Annotated in this window: 24 protein-coding genes; 14 read left to right on the forward strand and 10 right to left on the reverse strand. The window is 65.4% G+C overall.

The features are described from left to right. Positions 1-160: 160 nt before the first annotated feature. On the forward strand, positions 161-1,297 hold the full coding sequence (locus tag FFS18_RS07395; protein ID WP_137870339.1) for a beta-ketoacyl-ACP synthase III: 1,137 nt from the start codon (positions 161-163) through the stop codon (positions 1,295-1,297). A gap of 139 nt (positions 1,298-1,436) precedes the next feature. Here the strand turns inward: FFS18_RS07395 and FFS18_RS07400 are convergent, their stop codons facing one another. The 5 genes from FFS18_RS07400 to hisB all read right to left on the reverse strand — a co-directional run bounded on the left by FFS18_RS07400 (position 1,437) and on the right by hisB (position 5,370). Continuing rightward, the gene (locus FFS18_RS07400; protein WP_137870340.1) at positions 1,437-2,531 is read right to left on the reverse strand and encodes a calcium:cation antiporter; all 1,095 of its coding nucleotides are present in this window, start codon (positions 2,529-2,531) and stop codon (positions 1,437-1,439) included. 49 nt (positions 2,532-2,580) lie between these two features. Next, a complete protein-coding gene (gene hisF / locus FFS18_RS07405) occupies positions 2,581-3,345 on the reverse strand; it encodes an imidazole glycerol phosphate synthase subunit HisF (RefSeq protein WP_137870341.1) in 765 nt (254 codons plus the stop codon). Between the two features lie 76 nt (positions 3,346-3,421). Next, complete coding sequence (gene hisA, locus FFS18_RS07410) at positions 3,422-4,177, reverse strand: 1-(5-phosphoribosyl)-5-[(5-phosphoribosylamino)methylideneamino]imidazole-4-carboxamide isomerase (protein WP_137870342.1); 756 nt, start codon at positions 4,175-4,177, stop codon at positions 3,422-3,424. Then, entirely contained in the window at positions 4,165-4,773 is a 609-nt protein-coding gene (gene hisH, locus FFS18_RS07415; protein WP_137870343.1) for an imidazole glycerol phosphate synthase subunit HisH, read from the reverse strand. Before hisH ends, hisA begins: the two co-directional genes overlap by 13 nt. A gap of 9 nt (positions 4,774-4,782) precedes the next feature. Then, the gene (gene hisB, locus FFS18_RS07420; RefSeq protein ID WP_120215205.1) at positions 4,783-5,370 is read right to left on the reverse strand and encodes an imidazoleglycerol-phosphate dehydratase HisB; all 588 of its coding nucleotides are present in this window, start codon (positions 5,368-5,370) and stop codon (positions 4,783-4,785) included. A gap of 87 nt (positions 5,371-5,457) precedes the next feature. On the opposite strand from hisB, the gene FFS18_RS07425 reads away from it, so the two are divergent. The 5 genes from FFS18_RS07425 (at position 5,458) to FFS18_RS07445 (ending at position 9,962) form a co-directional block, all read left to right on the forward strand. Further along, a complete protein-coding gene (locus tag FFS18_RS07425; protein ID WP_137870344.1) occupies positions 5,458-5,940 on the forward strand; it encodes an SspB family protein in 483 nt (160 codons plus the stop codon). 268 nt (positions 5,941-6,208) lie between these two features. Then, complete coding sequence (locus tag FFS18_RS07430) at positions 6,209-6,520, forward strand: hypothetical protein (RefSeq protein WP_137870345.1); 312 nt, start codon at positions 6,209-6,211, stop codon at positions 6,518-6,520. Continuing rightward, complete coding sequence (gene fumC / locus FFS18_RS07435) at positions 6,517-7,929, forward strand: class II fumarate hydratase (RefSeq protein WP_137870346.1); 1,413 nt, start codon at positions 6,517-6,519, stop codon at positions 7,927-7,929. The genes FFS18_RS07430 and fumC overlap by 4 nt, the downstream gene beginning before the upstream one ends. Before the next feature lie 22 nt (positions 7,930-7,951). Further along, a complete protein-coding gene (locus tag FFS18_RS07440) occupies positions 7,952-8,317 on the forward strand; it encodes a hypothetical protein (protein ID WP_249340337.1) in 366 nt (121 codons plus the stop codon). Positions 8,318-8,420: 103 nt separating this feature from the next. Further along, complete coding sequence (locus tag FFS18_RS07445; RefSeq protein WP_212743030.1) at positions 8,421-9,962, forward strand: serine hydrolase; 1,542 nt, start codon at positions 8,421-8,423, stop codon at positions 9,960-9,962. Here the strand turns inward: FFS18_RS07445 and FFS18_RS07450 are convergent. Next, positions 9,937-10,497 carry a DUF2585 domain-containing protein gene (locus tag FFS18_RS07450; RefSeq protein ID WP_137870384.1) on the reverse strand — a complete coding sequence of 187 codons (561 nt, stop codon included), beginning with the start codon at positions 10,495-10,497 and terminating at the stop codon, positions 9,937-9,939. The two genes, FFS18_RS07445 and FFS18_RS07450, sit on opposite strands and share 26 nt — an antisense overlap. 55 nt (positions 10,498-10,552) lie before the next feature. Between FFS18_RS07450 and gmk the strand changes: the two genes are divergently transcribed. Then, positions 10,553-11,215, forward strand: a complete 663-nt coding sequence (gmk, locus tag FFS18_RS07455) for a guanylate kinase (RefSeq protein WP_137870349.1) — start codon at positions 10,553-10,555, stop codon at positions 11,213-11,215. A gap of 91 nt (positions 11,216-11,306) precedes the next feature. Here gmk and FFS18_RS07460 read toward each other — a convergent pair whose 3' ends face one another. From FFS18_RS07460 to FFS18_RS07475, 4 genes are all read right to left on the reverse strand, one after another. Next, positions 11,307-11,750 (reverse strand): acyl-CoA thioesterase, encoded by a 444-nt coding sequence (locus FFS18_RS07460; RefSeq protein WP_137870350.1) that lies wholly within the window; start codon positions 11,748-11,750, stop codon positions 11,307-11,309. Between the two features lies 1 nt (position 11,751). Then, complete coding sequence (locus tag FFS18_RS07465; protein WP_137870351.1) at positions 11,752-12,534, reverse strand: SDR family NAD(P)-dependent oxidoreductase; 783 nt, start codon at positions 12,532-12,534, stop codon at positions 11,752-11,754. 122 nt (positions 12,535-12,656) lie between these two features. Then, on the reverse strand, positions 12,657-13,826 hold the full coding sequence (locus tag FFS18_RS07470; protein WP_137870352.1) for an acetyl-CoA C-acetyltransferase: 1,170 nt from the start codon (positions 13,824-13,826) through the stop codon (positions 12,657-12,659). 157 nt (positions 13,827-13,983) lie between these two features. Beyond that, complete coding sequence (locus FFS18_RS07475; protein WP_137870353.1) at positions 13,984-15,138, reverse strand: acyl-CoA dehydrogenase family protein; 1,155 nt, start codon at positions 15,136-15,138, stop codon at positions 13,984-13,986. Between the two features lie 282 nt (positions 15,139-15,420). Between FFS18_RS07475 and FFS18_RS07480 the strand changes: the two genes are divergently transcribed. From FFS18_RS07480 to FFS18_RS07510, 7 genes are all read left to right on the forward strand, one after another. Then, positions 15,421-16,290, forward strand: a complete 870-nt coding sequence (locus FFS18_RS07480) for an SMP-30/gluconolactonase/LRE family protein (RefSeq protein WP_137870354.1) — start codon at positions 15,421-15,423, stop codon at positions 16,288-16,290. 141 nt (positions 16,291-16,431) lie between these two features. Next, positions 16,432-18,633, forward strand: coding sequence for a M3 family metallopeptidase (locus FFS18_RS07485; protein WP_137870355.1), 2,202 nt, complete (start codon positions 16,432-16,434; stop codon positions 18,631-18,633). A gap of 412 nt (positions 18,634-19,045) precedes the next feature. Next, a complete protein-coding gene (locus tag FFS18_RS07490) occupies positions 19,046-19,948 on the forward strand; it encodes an SPFH domain-containing protein (protein ID WP_137870356.1) in 903 nt (300 codons plus the stop codon). A 20-nt stretch (positions 19,949-19,968) separates the two neighbouring features. Beyond that, positions 19,969-20,178 carry a type II toxin-antitoxin system antitoxin gene (locus FFS18_RS07495; protein WP_137870357.1) on the forward strand — a complete coding sequence of 70 codons (210 nt, stop codon included), beginning with the start codon at positions 19,969-19,971 and terminating at the stop codon, positions 20,176-20,178. Then, positions 20,175-20,417, forward strand: coding sequence for a hypothetical protein (locus tag FFS18_RS07500; protein ID WP_137870358.1), 243 nt, complete (start codon positions 20,175-20,177; stop codon positions 20,415-20,417). Before FFS18_RS07495 ends, FFS18_RS07500 begins: the two co-directional genes overlap by 4 nt. 320 nt (positions 20,418-20,737) lie before the next feature. Next, a complete protein-coding gene (gene rpe, locus FFS18_RS07505) occupies positions 20,738-21,412 on the forward strand; it encodes a ribulose-phosphate 3-epimerase (protein WP_137870359.1) in 675 nt (224 codons plus the stop codon). 3 nt (positions 21,413-21,415) lie between these two features. Continuing rightward, positions 21,416-23,194, forward strand: coding sequence for a heparinase II/III family protein (locus FFS18_RS07510; RefSeq protein ID WP_171005257.1), 1,779 nt, complete (start codon positions 21,416-21,418; stop codon positions 23,192-23,194). The last annotated feature ends 166 nt before the right edge of the window (positions 23,195-23,360 follow it).

The following is a 23,360-nucleotide window of genomic DNA, read 5'->3' on the forward strand; positions in this document are numbered from 1 at the left end:
CCCCCCGGAGGCCTGCAACTCTGCAATGTGCCACTAAAATGGTTAGCGGCGGGTTAACCATGGTGTCGGCGATCGTTCAGCCAGTCGAGGGGCGTTGCGCGGCGGCGCGAGCGGGCCTAATCAGCGTGCCTTGAAACCATAAGACACTTGCAGGTCCATCATGTCACACACACCGCAGCCGGTCATTTCCGCAACCGGCCTTTTCACCCCCGCCGAACGCATCGCCAACGAAGAACTTGTCGCGAGTTTTAACGCCTATGTTGCGTTGCACAATAGGGAAAATGCGGCGGCGATCGCGGCGGGCGAAATCGCCGAACTGACTGAGTCCAGTGTCGAATTTATCGAAAAGGCGAGCGGCATCGGATCGCGCTTTGTCGTCGACAAGGCGGGCATATTGGACCCCGAACATATGGCGCCGCGGCTGCCCGAACGCAGCAATGACGAGCTGTCGATCCTCGCCGAAATCGGCGTCGCGGCGGCGAAGGACGCGCTGGCGCGCGCCGGGCGCAACGCGGCTGACGTCGACGCGGTGCTGTGCGCGGCGTCGAACATGCAGCGCGCCTATCCCGCCATGGCGGTCGAGATCCAGGATGCGCTGGGCATCGACGGTTTCGGTTTCGACATGAATGTCGCCTGCTCGTCGGCGACCTTCGGGATCCAGACCGCCGCCGATTATATTCGCGCCGGGCATGCGAAAAGCGTGCTGGTGGTGAACCCCGAAATCTGTTCGGGGCACCTCAACTGGCGTGACCGCGACAGCCATTTCATCTTTGGCGATGTCGCGACCGCGATCCTGGTCGAGGACAAGGATATTGCACCCGCGGGGCATTGGGACATTCTTGGCACCAAGCTCAAGACCGTGTTTTCGAACAATATCCGAAACAATTTCGGCTTCCTCAACCGCGCCCACGGCGGGATCGAGCAGGACGGGCCGAAGACCGACAAATTGTTCGTCCAGGAAGGCCGCAAGGTGTTCAAGGAAGTCGTGCCGATGGTCGCGAACATGATTGTCGAACAGATGGAAGTGCTGGGCCTCGAGGGCGCCGACATGCGGCGGCTGTGGCTGCATCAGGCGAACACCAACATGAACCGGCTGATCGCGCAGCGGGTGCTCGGGCATGAGGCGAGCGAGGACGAGAGCCCGACGGTGCTCGACACCTATGGCAACACGTCGAGCGCCGGGTCGATCATCGCCTTTCACCTGAACCATGACGACATGGCCCCCGGCGACACCGGGCTGATCTGTTCGTTCGGGGCAGGGTATAGCGCCGGGACGGTGTTTGTGCGGAAGACGTGAGGCGTCATTTTTTGCATCGTCACCCTGAACTTGTTTCAGGGTCCATGGTCCGACCTCGCATAGAGCGCGGCGCCGAACGAGAGCTTTGACCATGGATGCTGAAACAAGTTCAGCATGACGAGAATGAGAGGCGGCGGTTCTACGGCACAAACGTCGTGAACAAATAGATCGCGAACAGCATCAGGTGGATCACCCCCTGCAGCACCGTGGTGCGCCCGTTCGCCAGCGTCTGTGACGCGACGATCAGCGACAGGAAGAGCAGCACGGTCGACTTGGCATCGAGGCCGAGGCTGATCGGCAGGTCGGTGACGATCGACAGCACCGCGACCGCGGGAATCGTAAGGCCGATCGTCGCGAGCGCCGAGCCAAGCGCGAGGTTGAGGCTGGTCTGGAGCCGGTCAGCCTTCGCCGCGCGCACCGCCGCCAATCCTTCCGGCGCCAGAATGACGGCGGCAATCAACACCCCGAGCACCGCGGGCGGCGCGCCCCAATCGGCGAGCAGCGCGCCCATCACCGGCGACAGATTCTTGGCCAGCAGCACCACCGCGAACAAGCTGGCGAGCAGCAGCGCGCCCGAAATCGCGGTGCGCTGAAGCGTCGGCGGTTCGGCATGGGTGTCGGGCACGCCGTCGCCGTCGATGTCGATATCGGCATCAGGCAGGAAATAGTCGCGGTGGCGGACAGTCTGGACCAGCGCAAAGGTGCCGTAGAGAATCAGCGACACCCCGGCGACGAAACCGAGCTGGGTGGCCGAATAATAGGATCCCGGCGCGCTCGACGTGAAATTGGGCAGCACCAGCGTCACCACCGTCAGCACCGTCAGCGTCGCCAGCGCGGCGCCCATTCCGGTGCGCTGGAACCGCTGTTCATGATGGCGGATCGCACCGCTCAAGAGGCAGAGGCCGAGGATCAGGTTCACGATCACCATCACCGCCGCGAACACCGTGTCGCGCGCCAGCGTCTGCGCCTTTTCGGGTTCGGCCTGCATCAGGGTGAGGATCAACCCGACCTCGATCACGGTCACCGCGAGCGCGAGGATCAGCGTGCCGAAGGGCTCGCCGACGCGATGCGCGATAACCTCGGCATGGTGGACCGCCGCGACGACGGCACCCATCAGGATGATCGCCACTATCCACGCGTTGAGCGGCATAGCGAGGCTGGCCATCGCGGTGAGGAAGCCAAGGATCGGGAAGAGATCGTGGGTCCGGTCGGCGAGGCGGATTTTCGAGGTCATGGGGCTTCTATTGCAGCCCGATTCGGCCTGCGCCACCCCCGTGAGCAGATTAATGCGCGCGAACGGGCAATCCCGCAGCTGCGAGCCGCGCATGGGCATCGGCGATCGTCGCTTCGCCGAAATGGAAGATGCTGGCGGCGAGGACCGCGCTGGCGCCGCCGTCGATCACGCCCGTGACGAGATGGTCGAGATGGCCGACGCCGCCCGACGCGATCACCGGGACGCTGACCGCGTCGGCGATGGCGCGGGTCAGCGCGAGGTCGTAGCCGTCCTTGGTGCCGTCGCGGTCCATGCTGGTAACGAGCAGCTCCCCCGCGCCGAGTTCGGCAAGGAGGACCGCATGATCAAGCGCGTCGATCCCGGTCGGCTGGCGCCCGCCGTGGGTGAAAATTTCCCACCGACCGTCGGCCACGCGGCGCGCGTCGATGCTGCCGACCGCGCACTGGCTGCCGAAGCGGTCGGCGATGTCGGCAACGAGCTCGGGGCGCGCGACCGCGGCGCTGTTCACGGCGACCTTGTCGGCGCCCGCCAGCAGCAGCGCGCGGGCATCATCGGCGCTGCGCACGCCGCCGCCGACGGTGAGCGGCATGAAGCAGACTTCCGCGGTGCGGCTGACCATGTCGAGCAGGGTGCCGCGACCTTGGTGGCTGGCCGAAATGTCGAGAAAACAGAGCTCGTCGGCGCCGGCGGCGTCATAGGCGCGCGCGGCCTCGACCGGGTCGCCCGCATCGCGCAGATCGACGAAGTTCACGCCCTTGACGACGCGCCCGTCGGCGACATCGAGGCAGGGGATGACGCGGACGCGGACGGTCACCGGCCCCCCTCCCATTTATGGGAGGGGTTGGGGGAGGGCATGTTGGTGAAGGTGGGCTTATAAAACATGCCCTCCCCTAACCCCTCCCGCCAGCGGGAGGGGAATTTCCCACCGCGATCGCGTCGGCGAGATCGAGCCGCCCGTCGTAGAGCGCCCGCCCGGTGATCACCCCCTCGATGCCGTCGGCGACATGCGGGCGCAGCGCATGGATGTCGCCGATGTCGGCGACGCCGCCCGATGCGATCACCGGAATGGCGACCGCCTTCGCAAGTGCGACCGTCGCTTTGACATTGCAGCCCTTGAGCAGCCCGTCACGACCGACGTCGGTAAACAGCAAGGCGGCGACTCCGGCATCCTCGAAGCGGCGCGCGAGATCTTCGACGCGAACGTCCGACACATCGGCCCAGCCCTCGGTCGCGACCATGCCGTCGCGGGCGTCGACGCCGACTACGATCCGGCCGGGCAAGTCGCGCGCGACGGATTTGACGAATGCGGGGTCTTTCAGCGCCGCGGTGCCGATGATGACGCGCTCGACCCCGAGCGCGAGCCAGCGGTTGACACCCGCGCGATCCCTAATCCCGCCGCCGACCTGCACCTTGCCGGGGAAAGCCGCGATGATGCTTTCGACCGCGGCGCCGTTGATGCTGGCGCCCGCAAAGGCGCCGTCGAGATCGACGACGTGGAGGTGGGTCGCGCCTGCATCGGCGAACAGCCGCGCCTGCGCCGCCGGGTCGTCGCCATAGACGGTCGCGCGGTCCATATCGCCCTCGGCCAAGCGCACGACCTGCCCGCCTTTAAGGTCGATCGCCGGGAAGATGGTCAGGGCCGCCACTTCAAAAACCTTTCGAGCGTTGCGAGGCCGTAGGCCTGGCTTTTTTCGGGATGATATTGGACGCCGACGATATTGTCCTTTGCCACCGCGGCGGTGAACGTCGCGCCGTGGCTGCTGGTGGCGGCAACGTCGGTGGTGTCAGCGAAATGATAGCCGTGGAGGAAATAGGCCTCGCCCGCCGCGATCACCGGATGCGGCGCCACCGGCACGACGTCGTTCCAGCCCATGTGCGGGATGCGGAGACCCGGCGCGGGGTCAAAGGCGCGCACGGTACCGCCGATCCAGCCAAGCCCCGCGTGCCGCCCATGCTCCTCGCCCGCGTCGGCGAGCAATTGCATGCCCACACAGATGCCGAGGAACGGCGCGCCGTCGGTCCGGACGCGGCGGTCGATCGCCTCGACGAGGCCAGGGATTGCGGTCAGCCCGTTCATGCAGGCAGCAAACGCGCCAACGCCCGGCAGCACAATGCGGTCGGCCTTGGCGACGGTATCGGGATCAGCAGTCACCGCGACATCGGCAGCACCCGCCGCGACGAGCGCATTATGCACCGAGCGAAGATTGCCCGCGCCATAGTCGATCAGGGCAATAGCGCTCATGGACGGCTCCTAGAGCACACCCTTCGTGCTGGGGATCGCATCGCCCTTGCGCGGGTCGATTTCGACCGCCTGGCGCAGCGCCCGCGCGAGCGCCTTGTACATGCTTTCGGCAATGTGATGGTTGTTCTCGCCGTAGAGCGTCTCGATGTGCAGCGTGATCCCCGCGGTCTGCGCGAAGCTGTGGAACCAGTGCGGGAACATCTCGGTGTCCATCTCGCCGAGCCGCGGCTGCGAGAAGCTCGACTTGTAAACGCAGTGCGGGCGCCCCGAAATGTCGAGCACGCAGCGCGTCAGCGTTTCGTCCATCGGTGCATGCGCCTCGCCATAGCGGGCGATGCCGCGCTTGTCGCCGAGCGCCTTCGCGACCGCCTCGCCGAGTGCGAGTGCGCTGTCCTCGACCGTGTGATGCTGGTCGATGTGGAGATCGCCCTTCACCTGCATCGAGATGTCGATCAGCGAGTGGCGCGACAATTGTTCGACCATATGGTCGAGGAAACCGATGCCGGTCGACACGGCATAATCGCCGGTGCCGTCAAGATTGACGGTTATGGCGATGTCGGTTTCCTTGGTCGTGCGCTGGACGGTGGCGGTTCGCATGGACTGCCCCATAGCAGCCACTTTTCACCATGCAAGGCGACTCTCCCCCCTTGACCCATCGGTTCCGCCCGTTCATCCCCCTGCCCCATGACCGATGACGTTCGCGACAGCCTGATTCCCTATGACGAAATCGTGCAGGACGCGCTGCGCGCCGTGGTCGGCCGCGTGCTGCGCCAGATCGAGGGTTATGACAGCCTGCCGGGCGAGCATCATTTCTACATCACGTTCAAGACGCAGGCGGCCGGGGTGTCGATTCCGGCGCATCTGATCGCGAAATTTCCCGACGAAATGACGATCGTACTGCAGAACCGCTTTTGGGATCTGAAGGTCGCCGCCGATCATTTCAGCGTCGGCCTGTCGTTCAACCAGACGCCGTCGATCCTGACGATCCCCTATGCCGCAATCACCGCCTTCGTCGATCCGTCGGTCGATTTCGGGCTGCAATTCCAGGTCAGCGACGACGAGACGAGCGCCCCCGAGCCGCATGACGAAGCCGACAATGATCGCCCCGACATGGCGAGCGAGGACGGGTCGAACGTCGTGACGGTGGATTTCGGCAAAAGGAAGTAGAGGGGCCAGGCTCCGCCCGTAACGCCTTCGAGGTTTGAGGCGATTTTGTTCAGGGCGAGGAAGCGAGGCGTAGGCATATGATTATATTCCAAGGCTCGCTGACGCGGCCATGGACAAAATCGGTCAAATCCCGAAGGGACGACGAAATGGCTTCGATCTCGAGTTTGCGTGGCCTGACGGTTAGAACCACTAACCGCTGCGGCCATCCAAACCCGATATCTTCGCCATTTCGACGCCTCGAAGGCGTTACGGGCGGAGTCTGGCCCTGATGGCGTCGCCATGGCCCCCCAGCCGGTTCTGGCAATATTGGGCGCTCGCCGGGATGCTGGTCCTGACCGCCGCATTCTGGTGGAGCATCGAAGGCTTTACCCTGTTCGAAGAGGCAACGTCGCGCGGCCAGATTGCCGATGGATTGCTGCGCTTCAGCCTGTTGATCCTGACCCCGATGCTGGTGATCGTCTGGCTGCTCGCCGCGTGGATGCGCCGCCGCGTCGGTGAAACGGGATATTGGAAGATGCTGGGCCTGGTCGCGATGATCTGGGGCGGGTCCGTTCTGGTGACGCAGTTGCTGGTCGGATGAGCACGCGAACGGAAAGCGACAGCATCGGCGCGATCGAGGTTCCAGCCGAAGCCTATTGGGGGGCGCAGACCGAACGCAGCCGCCACAATTTCGCTTTCCCCGCCCATGAACGCATGCCGTTGCCGATCGTCCATGCGCTCGCCCGGATCAAGGCCGCGGCAGCGCGGGTCAACCGCGCGCACGGGCTGGATGCCGGGCTGGCCGACGCAATCGCCGATGCGGGCGATGCGGTCGCGGCAGGGCAATATGACGATCAATTTCCGCTCGCCATCTGGCAGACGGGCAGCGGCACCCAGTCGAACATGAACGCCAACGAGGTGATCGCAGGCATCGCCAACGAAAGGCTGGTGGGCACGCGCGGCGGCAAGACGCCCGTCCACCCCAACGACCATGTCAACATGGGCCAGTCGTCGAACGACAGCTTCCCGACTGCCATCCATGTTGCGGTGGCGGTGGAGACGACCGCGCAGCTGCTACCCGCTTTGACCCGATTGACCGACGCGCTGGCCGCCAAGGCCGACGCCTGGCGCGACATCGTCAAGATCGGCCGCACCCATTTGCAGGATGCGACACCGCTGACGCTGGGGCAGGAGTTTTCGGGCTATGTCGCGCAGCTGATCGCGTGCCGCGCGCGCATCGAGGGCGCGCTCGCGCACAATGTCTGCAAACTTGCGCAGGGCGGGACCGCGGTCGGCACCGGGCTGAATGCGCCCGTCGGTTTTGATGCCGCGATGGCGGCGGAACTCAGCCGCGCGACAGGGATCGCGTTCGAACCGGCGCGCAACAAGTTCGAGGCGCTGGCGTCGAACGACGGTCTGGTCTTTTTCTCGGGCGCGCTCAGCACGCTCGCCGTCGCGCTGACCAAGATCGCGAACGATATCCGCCTGCTCGGCTCAGGCCCGCGCGCGGGCCTCGGCGAGCTCGAGCTGCCCGCGAACGAGCCCGGCAGCTCGATCATGCCCGGCAAGGTCAACCCGACCCAGTGCGAGATGCTGACGATGGTCGCCGCCCAAGTGATCGGCAACCATCAGGCGGTCACCGTCGGCGGGATGCAGGGGCATCTGGAACTCAATGTGTTCAAGCCGCTGATCGGAGCCAATGTACTGCGATCGATCGACCTGCTCACCATCGGCATGGCAGGCTTCACCGAGCATTGCGTAGCCGGGATCGAGCCCGATCGGGCGCGCATCGACGAGCTGATGAGCCGATCGCTGATGCTGGTCACGGTGCTGGCGCCCGAAATCGGTTATGACAAGGCGGCGAAGATCGCGAAGCACGCGCATGAGAGCGGCGGTACCTTGAAGGAGGCCGCCCTCGACCTCGGCTATGTCGATGCCGCGACGTTCGACCGGCTGGTCGATCCGCGAACGATGCTGGGGCCGGAACCCAACCCCCTGTCCGCGGATTGAGAGGGGAGAAGGAGATATGGGCATGATCGGCAGGATCGTAGGCGGCGTGCTGGGCAGCGCCATCGGCAGGCAAAAAGGCAATCACCCGGTCGCGGGCGCCGTGATCGGCGCGGGCGCGCTGTTCGCGGCGCGGCGATTGTTCCCGCAACGCTATGCCGCGCTCGCAGCGACGGTCGCCGCGGGATACCTCACCAAGAAATGGGCCGAGCGCGCCGAAGCGCGGCAGGCCTCGGAAAAGGCGCACGCCGCCGATCCGCAGCTGGCACAGGCGGGCGTGGTCGACAGCTATGCCGGCACCGCGGGTCCGGCGCCCGATGGCCAGACAATGGGCGACGCATTGCCGCCTGCGATTCCGATCGACAATGATCGGCCGACCGCCATCCACTGACGGGTGAACCGGTACCTTGTCATCGCCGCCACGAGCTGTATTGCATAGACAATACACAGGTGAAACGGGGTGTCCAATGGTACGGAATCGATGGGTTTTAGCGATGCTGGCAAGCGTCGCCGTCGGCAGCGCGGGTTCGGCGAACGCACAAGTGCCTGACGCCGATCCGCCTTTGGCCACCGCCCCCCCGTCGGCAGAGGACCAAGCGTTTGCCGCCGATTTCGAGCGTTTTCTGGATCGGGCGATGGCGCGCTTTCCGTCGATGCCCGCGATATCGGTCGCGATCGTCCATCGCGGCGTGCCCGTGTTCGTCGACGCAAAGGGGCGCGCCGACGTCGAAGCGGGTATTGCCGCAACGCCCGACACGCCATTCTATATCGCGTCGTCGACCAAAAGCTTTGTCGGCACCGCCTTGGCGTTGCTCGATGCGCGCGGGACGATCGACCTCGACTGGACGATGCGCGAACTGGCGCCCGATATCGCCTTCGCCCCCGATGTTCCCGCCGACAAGATCAGCTTGCGCGACCTGCTGGCGCATCGCCATGGCCTCGCGGGCGACGCGATGGCGTTCCGGCTCGCCTATAGCGGCGAATATGATGACGCGACGCTGCTCCGCTTGCTGGCGCAGATCAGGCCCGACCCCGGCACCCCGCCGGGCAGCTTCCGCTATGGCAATATCGGCTACAATATCGCCGCGCTGCTGGTCGAGCGGCGCATCGGGCGGCGGTGGCAGGACATCGTGCAGGATGAACTGCTCGCGCCGCTGGCGATGACAGAAACCCTGACCGAAGGGATCGCCGAGCGCCGCGGAGCGCCCGTTGCCGCACCCTATCGCGGCGCCGAGCGCCTCTATTTGGTCAAGGACGATCGCACGATGCATGCCGCAGGCGGCATGTATGCGAGTGCCAGCGACATGGCGCGCTGGCTGACGCTCCAACTTCAGGACAAGCGCGAATTGGCGCAGGCGGCGGCGACGGCGCGGGCGCCGGTGGCGACGCTTGATGGCGCTTTCGGGCCGTTTCGCCGGACAGGCTATGGGCTCGGCTGGTACGCGGGACCCTATGCCGAACAGACGCTGTACCACGCCTTTGGTTCGTTCGTCGGTGCGCGCGCGCATGTGTCGGTGCTACCCGCCGCGGGGCTGGGGGTTGCGGTGGCGACCAATGACGAGGGCGCGGGGTTCCGGATCGTCGACCTAGCCGCGCTCTATACCTATGACTGGTACCTCCATGGCGCGGCGCACGCCGACGCCAAAGCAGCGGAGCAAATCGAAAGCCTTGCCGGACAATGGGCGCGGCAGGTCGAAAAGGTCGCGGCGCAGCGCGCCGAACGCGCCGCGCGCGCGTCGCAGCTGACCCTGCCCGCCGCCGCCTACACGGGTGATTATTGCAACGCCGATTACGGTACGATCGGCGTCACGCCGCAAGGCGCGGGGCTCTATCTGACGATGGGTCGGCTGCATGCGAGCACCGAGGCCGGTGCCGCGCCCGACACCGTGCGTGCCGAACTGATTCCCGGTCAGGGCGAGGAATTTCGCTTTGTCGTCACAGGCGGCGTGGCAACCGCGATCGAAGCGTTCGGCAGCCGGTTCGACCCCTGCATCGATAGTGGCGGAAAGGCTATGCCGCCGCCTGCCATTCCTTGATCGCCTCGACCGGCGAGACGAGCATGAGGACGTTGAGGGTCAGATTGTCGCGGATCGTCCACAGGGTGAAGAGTTCGAAGGCGATCGCGATGATCAGCGTGACCCACCAGCGCATCCGGCTGGCGGCGAGGAAGCCCGCGATCATGAACAGCGCGTCGCTGACCGAATTGAGGATCGAATCGCCGCTGTAGCCGAACGCCATCGTCACCTCGCGGTAGCGGTCGATGATGACCGGCGAGTTTTCGAGGATTTCCCATGCGGCCTCGATCCCGATCGCGAGCGCGAGCAGGATCCAGAGCGGCTGGCGCGGCAGCAGCCAGCGACCGAGCCCGAAGAAGATGAAGCCGTGAATGATGTGGCTGAAGCTGTACCAGTCCGAAATCTGCTGGCTGTTCTGATCGGATTGCACGACGCCGTGCCACAGGCTGATCGTGCCGCACGGGCAGAGCGGCGGGCGGCCCATCGCGAACAGGATCGCGGTGAAGACCGCGAGCAGGCCCGCGGCGACAATCCAGCCGGTGCGTGAAATCCCCATCATATGCCCCGCCCTTCGCGCTTGACCGTTGCCGTCCGTCAGGCGAATAGCGCGCATGGCTGAAAGCGTCCATCTCGACCGCCGCGGCGTGTTGTTCGTCCTCTCCTCGCCGTCGGGCGCGGGCAAGACCACCATTTCGAAAAAGATGCTGGGGGTCGACCCCGACATCGCGCTGTCGATTTCGGCGACGACGCGGCCACCGCGGCCCGGCGAGGTCGACGGCAAGGATTATCATTTCGTCGACACCGAGACGTTCAAGCAGATGGCGGCCGATGGCGAATTCCTGGAATGGGCGCATGTGTTCGGCCACCGTTATGGCACCCCGCGGGCGCGGGTCGAAGAGCTGTTGGCGGCGGGCAAGGACGTGCTGTTCGACATCGACTGGCAGGGCGCGCAGCAGTTGTATCAGGAGGCCGGCCCCGACGTGGTTCGCGTGTTCGTGCTGCCGCCGACGATGGAGGAACTCGAACGGCGGCTGCGCGCGCGCAAGACCGACAGCGACGAAGTGATCGCCGCACGGATGGCGCGCGCCGCGAACGAGATCAGCCACTGGGACGGTTATGACTATGTGCTGATCAATGACAATGTCGACGAATGTTATGGCGAAGTGATGGCGATCCTGCGCGCTGAGCGATTGAAGCGGCGGCGACAGATCGGGCTGATCGGCTTTGCCCGCGACCTGATCCGGTCGGTGCCCGAGGGCGATACGGCGATTTAGAGTTCGTTTGGTTGAGGTTTAACCGTAGCCCTGAGCCTGTCGAAGGGCGCTTCTCGGTGAAGCGCCCTTCGACAGGCTCAGGGCTACGGTGTCATGTTTCGGTCGGCGTCACCAGATTGGCGGTCAGTTCGGCGACCATCTCCGCCCGCAGCGGTTTGGCCTGACCAGCGGTGCGGCACACGACCACGGTGTCGCACGTCGCGATGCAGCGGCCGTTCTGGAACATCGCCTGGACGATCGTCCAGCTCGAGGTGCCGAGGCGGCCGATGCCGGTCGCGATCTCGACCGGATCGGGGAAATTGCCCTCGGCCAGATAATTGATCTCGACCGCGGCGACCATCGTGCGTTCGTTCGCCGGACGCTCGCCGAGCGGACGCACCTGCCGGTTGAGCAGCACCCGCCCGCTTTCGAACAAGGCTGCAAAGGCCACATTGTTGAGGTGGCCGTTGATGTCCATATCCTGAAAGCGCGTCTGGAATTCGGTGCAGACGGGGTAGCTGGCGGCGTTCAGCCGCCAGCTCTCCGGTTTGGCCATATCAGCGCGGACCCATGCGGATGCCGCCGTCGAGGCGCACGTCCTCGCCGTTGAAATAGCCGTTCTCGATCATGCACAGCGCCAGGGCCGCATATTCGGGCGGATTGCCGAGGCGCTTCGGGTTGAGCACCGACGCGCCGAGTGCGTCGCGGACATTCTGCGGCGCGCCCGCGAGCAGCGGGGTGTCGAAGATGCCCGGCAGGATCGTGTTGACGCGGATATTTTCCGACGCGAGGTCGCGCGCGATGGGGAGCGTCATGCCGACGACGCCGCCCTTCGACGCCGAATAAGCCGCCTGGCCGATCTGGCCGTCTTCCGCAGCGACCGACGCGGTGTTGACGATCGCGCCGCGCTCGCCGTCTTCCATCGGGTCGAGCGTCATCATGCCCGCCGCCGACTTGGCGATGCAGCGGAAGGTGCCGACGAGGTTGATCTGGATGATCCAGTTGAACGCATCGAGCGGGAAATGCTTGATGCTGCCGTCTTCCTTGCTGCGGCTCGCGGTCTTGATCGCGTTGCCCGTGCCGGCGCAATTGACGAGGATACGCTCCTGCCCGATCGCTTCGCGCGATTTGGCGAAGGCGGCGTCGACCGATGCGTCGTCGGTGACGTTGCATTCGCAGAACACGCCGCCGAGTTCGGCGGCGAGCGCTTTGCCCTTTTCTTCCTGCAGGTCGAAGATCGCGACCTTGACGCCCTTTGACGCGAGCAGGCGCGCGGTCGCGGCGCCGAGGCCCGAGGCGCCGCCGGTGACGACGGCGGATACGGTGGAATCGAGTTTCATGAGGACATCCTTTCCAAAAAATAGATGTGCATTCCGGCGAAAGCCGGAACCCAGGGCGTCAGAACGCAACGTCGGCGCCACATCGCCCTGGGCTCCTGCATTCGCAGGAGCACGAAGCGAGGCTAAAGCCGTTCGATGATCGTGACGTTGGCCTGACCGCCGCCTTCGCACATCGTCTGGAGACCATATTTGCCGCCGGTGGCATCGAGCACGCCGAGCAAAGTCGCCATCAGCTTGGTGCCGCTGGCGCCGAGCGGGTGGCCGAGCGCGATCGCGCCGCCGTGCTGGTTGATCCGCGCGGGGTCGGCGCCAAGATATTTGAGCCAGGCGAGCGGCACCGGCGCGAACGCCTCGTTGACTTCATAGGCGTCGATGTCGCCGATCGACATGCCCGCCTTCTTGAGCGCGCGCTCGGTCGCGAACAGCGGCTCCTCGAGCATGATCACCGGGTCGCCCGCGGTCACCGAGACGTGATGGATGCGCGCGCGCGGGGTCAGGCCATGATCCTTCAGCGCCTGTTCGGACACGACCAGCGCGGCGCTCGCGCCGTCGCAGATCTGGCTGGCCGACGCCGCGGTGATCGCGCCGCCTTCCTGCAACAGCTTGACGCCCGCGATACCCTCGAGCGTCGCATCGAAGCGGATACCCTCGTCGACGAGGTGCATTTCGCGACCTTCGGGGGTGTCGATCTCGACCCCGACGATCTCGCGCTTGAAATGGCCCGCTTCGGTTGCGGCGGCGCCGCGGCGATGGCTTTCGAGCGCGTACGCGTCGAGGTCGGCCTTGGTCAGCCCGTGCTTCTTGACGATCATTTCGGCGCCCATGAACTGGCTGAACATGATGCCGGGATATTTTTCCTCGAGCCGCTCCGATTTATAGTGGCCGAGCCCTTCCTTCATGAACAGCGTCGCGACGCTGCCCATCGGCACGCGCGTCATGCTTTCGATGCCGCTGGCAAGCACGATGTCCTGCGTGCCCGACATCACCGCCTGCGCGGCGAACTGGATCGCCTGCTGCGACGAGCCGCACTGGCGGTCGATGGTGACCGCGGGGATCGAGTCGGGCAGCTTCGAGGCGAGCACGGCGTTGCGGCCGACGTCCATCGTCTGCTGGCCGCCCTGGCTAACGCAGCCGGTGATGACGTCGTCGATCTTCGACGTGTCGAAATCATTACGGTCGGCAATCGCGTCGAACACTGCGGCGCCAAGATCGACGGGGTGGACGCCGGCGAGCTTGCCGCCGCGCTTGCCGCCGGCGGTGCGGACGGCGTCGACAATATAGGCTGTGGCCATTGGAGAGTTCCTTTCACTTCACTCCCCTCCCGCAGGCGGGAGGAGTTGGGGGTGGGCGCGAGCGGAGCGAGCATCCGGGGGTGAGGAAGCCCACCCCGCTGCGACTAGGGAGCAAGCTCCCAAGTCTCGCTGCCCCTCCCGCTTGCGGGCGGGGAAATTACAGTTTCCGCCCGATCAGTTCCTTCATAATCTCGTTCGTGCCGCCGAAGATGCGCGTCACGCGCGCGGCGCGCCACGCGCGGGCGATCGGATATTCGTTCATATAGCCCGCGCCGCCGTGGAGCTGGAGGCATTTGTCCATGACCTCCCACTGCAGGTCGGTGTGCCACAGCTTCGCCGCGGCGCCTTCCTCCGGGGTCAGTTCCTTTTTCAGGTGCCGCGCCAGCGCCCAGTCGAGGTGCGCCCAGCCGACCTGCAATTTCGCCTTGAGGTCGGCGAGGACGAAGCGGCTGTTCTGGAAATCGAGGATCGGCTTGCCGAACGCCTTGCGCTCGCGGGTGAACTCGACCGTGTCGTCGAAGGCGCGCTGCGCCGACGCCTGCGCCGACACCGCAATCGACAGGCGTTCCTGCGGCAATTCGCTCATCAGATAGATAAACCCTTGCCCCTCTTCGCCAAGGCAGTTGGTGATCGGCACGCGCACGTCGTTGAAGAACATTTCCGACGTGTCGGCCTCGTCCTGCCCGATCTTGTCGAGGTTGCGGCCGCGCTCATAGCCTTCGCGGTCGGCCTCGACGAGGACGATCGACACGCCCTTCCACGCGGGTTGCACTTCGGTGTCGGTCTTGACGCAGACGAGGATCAGGTCGGCATTCTGGCCGTTGGTGATATAGGTTTTCGACCCGTTGATGACATAATGATTGCCATCCTTCTTCGCCGTGGTCCGCATCCCTTGCAGGTCGCTGCCGGTGCCGGGCTCGGTCATCGCGATCGCGGTAATGACTTCGCCCGCGACCATCTTGGGCAGCCAGTGCTTCTTCTGCTCCTCGCTGCCATATTTGACGATATAGTTGGTGACGATGTCCGACTGGAGCGAGAAGCCGGTGGTAGCGCGGCCGTAATAGGCGCTTTCTTCGTCGACGATCGCGTTGTAGCCAAAATCGAGGCCAAGCCCGCCATATTCCTCGGGGGCCGTCGGACATAGCATGCCCAGCTCGCCCGCTTTCGGCCAGATCGATTTGGGGACGATGCCGTCCTCGGCCCATTGCGCGGCGTTGGGCGCGACCTCCTTTTCCAGGAACTGGCGGACGGTGGCGCGAAACGCCTCATGATCGTCGGTGTAGGCAGAGCGCGACAACGTATCGAGCGACATGGCTTTCCTTTCCCTTGCGGCGGCCGAACGCAAGCGGGGAGTCGACCGCAACTTTTCGGTCGCCAAAAGACCTTACGTTTACGTGCACGTCAAGTAGAAAGACGTTACGGCAGGAAACTCTTTTGTCGCTACCGCGAAGGCGGGGGCCGCTGTCGGTTAACGCGGCAGCGCCGCATAAGGCTTGCAGCGGCCCCCGCCTTCGCGGGAGCGACGGATAGCCTGAGCGACGAATAGGTTTGCAGCCGCTGGGCAGCGCCCCCTCGCCGCGCTACGACAGGCGCCATGGTCCAACTCCTCCTCGATGCCGGCGCGCTGCTCGGCGAATCGCCGCGCTGGAGCGTGGCCGAACAGCGTCTGTACTGGGTCGATATTGAAGGACGGTCGATCCACCGCACCGACCCCGCAACCGGCGCGGACGAGGTGATGCAGCTGGACCAGCAGGTCGGCTGCGTCGCCCCGCGCGCGGGCGGCGGGCTGGTCGCGGCGTTGGAGGATGGCTGCGCGCTGATCGACGCGTGGGGTGCGGCGCCGCGTCCCTTTGGTCCGGCGGCGCTGGCCGACAAACCCGAACAGCGTTTCAACGATGGCTGTGTCGATGCCGCGGGCCGACTTTGGATCGGCAGCCTGACCAGCGACAAGGCGCATCCGGCCGCGACGCTGTATCGGCTCGATCCCGACGGTTCGCTGACCGAAATCTTTGGCGGCCTCACCACCAGCAACGGCGCGGCGTTCAGTCCCGACGGTCGCATATTCTATCATGCCGACACGCCGACCCATGCGATCCGTGCCTTTGACGTCGACCCCGTGACCGGAACGCTCGGCAATGGCCGCGTCTTCCACCAGTTTCCGTTCGGCAACGGTCGCCCCGATGGCGCGGCGGTCGATGCCGAAGGCTGTTACTGGTCGGTACTTTGGGACGGGTGGCGCGTCGTCCGCCTGTCGCCCGCGGGCGAGTTGCTCCAGACCGTCGAGCTGCCGGTGCAGCGCCCGACGATGATCGCGTTCGGCGGACCGGACATGCAGACCGCCTTTGTCACCAGCGCGGGCAAGAATTTGTCCGACGAGGAGCGCTTGGGCCAGCCGCATGCGGGCGGGGTGTTTGCGTTTCGGGTCGCGGTGCCGGGGTTGGTGCCGACGCTGTTTGGGGAGTGATGATCAGGGCTACGGTGAACGAATGCCGACGCAAACGTGCGACCAGCCCCCGCCCGCCAACCTTGCACATCGTCGTCACATAAGGTTAAGACGTCCGCAACATGGTTTCCGCCGAAACCGTTTCCCCGGGGAGATTCACCTATGCCGCGCCACGCGCTTCCTTTCCGCCGCCCGCTGTCGCTGTTGCTCGCATCCAGCGCGCTGCTCGCGGGTTGCACCAATATGGACCGACCGATGACCGCATCCGCCGAACCCGTCGGCGCCCCGGCGCCCGCCCCGACCACCGTCAGCACCAACCCGATGCTGGCTGAATGGACCGGCCCCTATGAAGGGGTGCCGCCGTGGGACAAGATGGACCCCGAACTGTTCCCCGACGCCTTCACCAGGGCGATGGCCGAGGTGAAGGCCGAGGTGCAGGCGGTGATCGACAATCCGGCAGCGCCGACGTTCGAGAACACCCACGTCCCGATGATGCTGGCGGGAGAGACGATGGAGCGCGTGTCGGCGCTGTGGGGCGTGCAGACGTCGAACAAGTCGAACGACCGCGTCGAGGATATCGACGCCGAATGGAGCCCCAAGCTTACCACTTTCTACACCGAGCTGTTCCTCGATCCCAAGCTGTTCGCCCGTTACAAGGCGGTGTACGACGCGCGCCAGACGAGCGGGCTCAATGCCCAGCAGATCCGGATCGTCGAGCGCGCCTATGACGAGATGGTTCGCGACGGCGCCAATCTGTCGGCGGCCGACAAGGGCAAGCTGGTCGCGATCAATTCGAAGCTGGAAAGCCTGTTCTCGGCCTTTTCGTCGAAGCTGCTGGGCGACGAGAAGCTGTACACTTTTGTCACCAACAAGGCCGACCTCGCCGGACTCGACGCAGGCTTTATCGCCTCGCTTGCCGCCGCCGCCGAGGCCAATGGCAAGCCCGGTCAGTGGGCGATCAAGAACACGCGGTCGTCGGCGCAGCCGGTGCTGCAAAATGCCAGCAACCGTGCGCTGCGCGAAAAAGTCTACAAGGCGTTCGTGAGCCGCGGCGACAATGGCGATGCCAACGACACCAATCAGACGATCGCCGAAATCCTGGCACTCCGCCAGCAACGCGCCGAGCTGCTGGGGTTCCCGACCCACGCGCATTACCGGATGGCCGACACGATGGCCAAAACCCCCGAAAATGCGATGGCATTGATGATGAAGGTATGGCCCGCCGCGGTGGCGCGGGTGAAGGAAGAGGTCGCCGACATGCAGGCGATCGCCGACGCGGACGCCAAGGCTGGCAAGGGACCGAAAATCACCATCGAACCCTGGGATTATCGCTTCTATTCGGAAAAGGTCCGCAAAGCGAAATACGACCTCGATGAAAGCGAGGTGAAACCCTATCTCCAGCTCGACAAGCTGGTCGACGGCATGTTCTGGTCGGCGGGGCAGCTCTATGACATGGGCTTCCGCGAAAATACCGGCACGATCCCCGTGTTCGACCCCAAGGTGCGGACGTTCGAGGTGTACAACCTCAAGTCAGGCAAGAATATCGGGGTCTTCTACCTCGACAATTTTGCGCGCGACGGCAAACGGTCGGGCGCGTGGATGACCACCTATCGCAGCCAGCAAAAGCTGGGCGGCGCGCGCAACGTGCTGGCGTCGAACAACAATAATTTCACCGAAGCGGCGAAGGGCGAACCGACGCTGATCAGCCTCGACGACGCGTCGACGCTGTTCCACGAATTTGGTCACGGCATTCATTTCCTGCTCTATGACATCAACTATCCCGCGCTCGCCGGGGTGCCGCGCGACTTTGTCGAATATCCAAGCCAGGTGAATGAAAATTGGCTGATGACCCCCGAGGTGCTGTCGAAGTTCGCGACGCACTATAAGACGGGGGCGCCGATGCCGCAGGCGCTGCTCGACAAGATCGAGGCGTCGGGCAAGTTCAACCAGGGCTTTGAAACGGTCGAATATCTGGCCAGCGCGATCGTCGACATGAAGCTGCACGATCGCAAGGTACCGCCGACCGACGTCGACAAGTTCGAACGCGAGACGCTGGCCGCGATGGGTATGCCGCGCGAAATCGTGATGCGCCACCGCCTGCCGCAATTCGGGCATCTGTTTTCGAGCGACGCCTATTCGGCGGGCTATTACAGCTACCTCTGGTCGGAAACGATGGACGCCGACACCTGGGCGGCGTTCATGGAAGCGGGCGGCCCGTGGGATCGCACCGTGGCCGACAAGTTCCGCACGATATTGCTGATGACCGGCAACGAAACCGACCGCGCCGAAGCGTACCGCGCTTTCCGCGGACGTGATCCGGACGTGTCGGCGCTGCTGAAAAAGCGCGGCTTTCCGACCGACTGATCTGGACAAAACCGGGGAGGCAAAGGGGGTCTTTATGGCCCCCTTTGTTTGCCTGGCGCGCCGGGGTGACGAATGGCGGGAAACGAACGGTTGCGGACATAGCCGATCCTCCCCCAATGGGGGAGGGGGACCACCCGAAGGGTGGTGGAGGGGCACCGGCGGTTTACGCGGCGCTGGGCGAGAAGAGCCAAGCGTTCCGGGAACGTAGCAATGGAGCACGACTTCGGCGGCCAGGCAAACCGATGGTGCCCCTCCACCAGCTTCGCTGGTCCCCCTCCCCGTTCCGGGGAGGAGCGCTCCGTCCGCTCGCCACCCCAAAGCAGACGCCGCCCCCTCCCCATCCGATTCCGATTGACCACCACCCAAAACGATATAAATATGATATCATCTTTATATCGAATCGGAGGGTAAGATGGTTGAAGGAGGGACACCGGCGCTGAACCGCAGCCGCGAGACGCGCGCGCTGACGCAGAGCGGTTATCTGATGCTGCTGGTCTGGGTGCTGTTGCTCGGCCTGGCCCTGTGGGCGGGGATCAGCAATGCGACCGCCGAATTTCAGCTCGCTTGGAAATGGGTGATCGTGGCGGTGTCCGCGGTCGTCGGTTTCCTGATCCTGTGCGGCTTTTACCTGATCAATCCCAATGAAGCCGCGGCGATCCAGCTGTTCGGCGCCTACAAGGGCACCGACCGCGAGGAAGGGCTGCGCTGGGTGCTGCCGTGGCTGACGCGCAAGAAGATTGCGGTGCGCGCGAACAACGTCATCTCGGACAAGATCAAGGTCAACGATCTGCGCGGCAACCCGATCGAGATGGCGGCGCAGGTCGTGTGGCGCGTCACCGACACCGCGCAGGCGCTGTTCGACGTCGACGATTACAAGGAGTTCGTGATGGCGCAAATCGAGGCTGCGGTGCGCTCGATCGGCTCGCGCTATCCCTATGACGACATCGAACATCAGGAAATCACGCTGCGCGGCAACCATGACGAGGTTGGGGTCGAGCTGCGCAAGGCGCTGATCGAGCGGCTGGAAGTCGCCGGGATTACCGTCGACGAATGCGGCCTGACGCACCTCGCCTACGCTCAGGAAATCGCCGGCGCGATGCTGCGCCGACAGCAGGCCGAAGCGGTGATCGCGGCGCGCAAGAAACTGGTCGAGGGCGCGGTGACGATGGTCGAGATGGCGCTGACCCAATTGTCCGAAAAGCAGGTTGTCGACCTGGACGACGAACGCAAGGCGGTGATGGTATCGAACCTGATGGTCGTGCTGTGCGGCGAACGCGACACCCAGCCGGTGGTGAACGCCGGATCGCTCTACTGAGCCTGCCGGTGCTTTAGTCGATGCCCGCGTCCGCCAAAAAGGCCTTTGCCCTCCGCCTCGATCCCGCGCTTTACGCGGCGATCGAGCGGCTGGCGGCGGACGAGCTGCGCAGCGCCAATGCCGAGATTGAGATGCTGCTGCGCGAGGCGCTGGCGCGGCGCGGGGTCAGCCCCAAGGTCGCTGCGCCGCCACGGCGCGGACGACCGCCGAAAGAGGAGAGCGGATCATGATGCATATGTTCCTGCGCGAAGGGCCGTGGTTCCGCGCCAAACGCCGCGGCTATGGCACCGGGATGCCGATCGTCTGGCAGGGCTGGTTTTTGCTGGCGCTGCATATCGCGTTGATCATGGGGGTAGCGGTCGCGCTACAGGGCCGACCTGTGGCGATGACCATCGCGGTCATCGTCGCGGGGCTGGCGCCGATGCCGATCTATCGCGCCAGGACCGAAGGCGGGTGGCGCTGGCGGTGAGTTTGGCCGAGGCGACGGCGGCTTTTGGGGTAGGGAGCGGATGCCAAATCCTCCCCGGAACGGGGAGGGGGACCAGCGAAGCTGGTGGAGGGGCACCATCGGTTTGCCTTGACGCCGAAACAGTGCTCCGCCGTTAGATTGCCGGGAAATATCGCTCACCAAGTCTAGCGCGACGTAAACCGCCTGTGCCCCTCCACCACCCTTCGGGTGGTCCCCCTCCCCCGTTGGGGGAGGATCGCTGACGCCCCAACAAGCTTTTCCACCGCTAGCGCCGCGACCCCGCTTGCCCCCCAAGGGGTTGATGGTTAAGGCCGATGGTGATGACTAGTACGCCCGCCCCCGTCCGCATCGCCCCGTCGATCCTGAGCGCCGATTTCGCCGCGCTGGGACAGGAAGTGCGCGCGATCGAGGCGGCGGGTGCGGACTGGGTGCATATCGATGTCATGGACGGCCATTTTGTCCCCAATCTGACGATCGGCCCGGCGGTGGTGAAGGCGCTGCGTCCGCATAGCGCCCTGCCCTTCGACGTCCATCTGATGATCAGCCCGGTCGATCATTTCCTCGACGCCTTTGCCGCGGCGGGCGCCGACATCATCACCGTCCACCCCGAGGCGGGGCCACATATCCATCGCAGCATCCAGCACATCAAATCGCTGGGCAAACAGGCAGGCGTGTCGCTGAACCCGGCAACCCCGGCCAAGATGCTCGACTATCTGATCGACGATATCGACCTGGTGCTGATCATGAGCGTCAATCCGGGCTTTGGCGGGCAGAGCTTTATCACCAGCCAGCTGCGCAAGATCGAAGCGGTGCGCAAGATGATCGACAAGAGCGGCCGCGACATCCGGCTGGAGGTCGATGGCGGGATCGACGCGGGCACCGCACCGCTGGCAATCGCGGCGGGCGCCGACGTGCTGGTCGCGGGCACCGCGACCTTCAAGGGCGGGCCCGATGCCTATGCGGGCAACATCCGGCGGCTGCGCGGCGAGGACTGAGCGATGGAGGGGAGACCGTTAAATTCGGCCCCTGCCGACCCGCCGCTCGATCAGGCTGACGACGCGCCGCCGATCGACGATTCGATCGAGCCCGGCAAGCGGCTGATCCGCCTGCCCGCCGACAAGGGGCTGTCGCTCGGCGACCGCGTCGCCAATGCGATCACCCGGCTGACCTGGCGCACGCCCTTGCACGCCTTTCGCCTGAAGGGCCGCTTTCCGCTCAAACTGCTGGGCGTTCCCGTCGACCCGGTCCCGGGCGACACCCGCGCCGGGACGGCGATCCGCGCCGGCCACTTCCTGCACCGCGGGCTGAAGCTGCCGCTCGGCGAGCTGGATTTTGCCGCGCTCGACGTTGCGCCGACCTTTGCCGATTATCTGCACAGCTTTGCCTGGCTGCGCGATCTCGCCGCCACCGGCACGCGCGCCGACGGAGTGCCGATCGCCGAGGCGGTCGTGCGCCACTGGCTGGGCACACACGGCGAGACGGTCAGCGAACCGGCATGGAAGGCCGACAACACCGCCTGGCGCATCCTGTTCTGGGCGTGCCATGCGCCGCTGATCCTGTCGTCGAGCGACCTCGTCTATCGTTCCGCGGTGCTGAACCACCTCGCGCGCGCCGCGCGGCACCTCGACCGCGTCGCCGACAAGACGCGCCCGGGTACGGGGCAGATGGTTGCGTGGGTCGGGATCGTCGCCGCATCGCTGCTGATGCCCGGCGGCGAGCCGCGGCAAGTGTTCGGTGAGGCGGGGCTGCGCAAGGTGCTCGAGACGAGCTTCTACGCCGATGGCGGCAATATCTCGCGCTCGCCGCAGGCACAGCTCGACGCGGTGATGGCGCTGGCGATGCTCGCCAAGGTTTATGACATGCGCCGGATGGAAGTACCGCCGTTTATCCAGGAAGTGCTGGCGCGCGCGGTCCCGGCGCTGCTCGGGCTGCTCCACAGCGACGGCGGCATGGGCAGCTGGCAGGGCAGCGGCGCGACGTCGGCTGCGCATGTGCAGGCGATCGTCGCCGCGAGCGGGGTGCGCACCCGGCCGCTGAAACAGGCGCGTGACTGGGGCTATCAGCGGCTGGTCGCCAACAAGGTCGTGCTGCTCGCCGATGCAGCGCCGCCGCCGATCGCGCGCGTCACGGAGGCGGGCTGCGCATCGACGCTGGCGTTTGAACTCAGCGATGGCGACGAACGCATCGTCGTCAACTGCGGCGGCGCAGCGCTGACCGGCGCGACGATCCCCGCCGATCTGGCGCGCGGTCTGCGCACCACCGCCGCCCATTCGACCCTGATCCTGGCCGACAGCAATTCGACCGCGATCCTGGCGAATGGCACGCTCGGCAAGGGCGTGACCGAAGTCGAGCTCGACCGGCGCGAGACGCCGCAGGGCAGCCGCGTCGAAATGAGCCACGACGGCTATGCCCGGCGCCACGGGCTGATCCACCGCCGCCTGCTGATCCTGTCACCCAATGGCCGCGAGCTGCGCGGCGAGGACATGCTGCTTCCCGCCCCGCGCACCCGGCGCAAGGGCGACAAGGGGTTCGCACTGCGCTTTCACTTAGGGCGCAACATCTCGGCCAGCCTGACCGCCGATAAATTGGGCGCGCTGCTGCGGATCAACGGCGGCCCGCTGTGGCAATTCCGCACTTCCGAGGGCGCGCTCGACGTCGAACAGAGCCTGTGGGTCGACGGCGAAGGCCGCCCGCACCCGACCGAGCAGCTGGTCGTCACCGGCACCGCGCCCGCGGGCGGCGTCAGCATCGGGTGGATTTTCAAGCATATCGGGTAGGCTGCGAGCTTACGACAGATCCTCCCTGCCGCGAAGCGGTGAGGAGGGGGACCATCCGAAGAATGGTGGAGGGGCAGCGACCTCGCGTCCTTGCCCCTCCGTCAGCGGCTTCGCCGCTGCCACCTCCCCATCGCTTCGCGACAGGGAGGATTGACCAGCAACCGGC

Origin of the sequence: Sphingopyxis sp. 2PD (assembly GCF_005503695.1) — a bacterium.
Classification (GTDB): Bacteria; Pseudomonadota; Alphaproteobacteria; order Sphingomonadales; family Sphingomonadaceae; genus Sphingopyxis.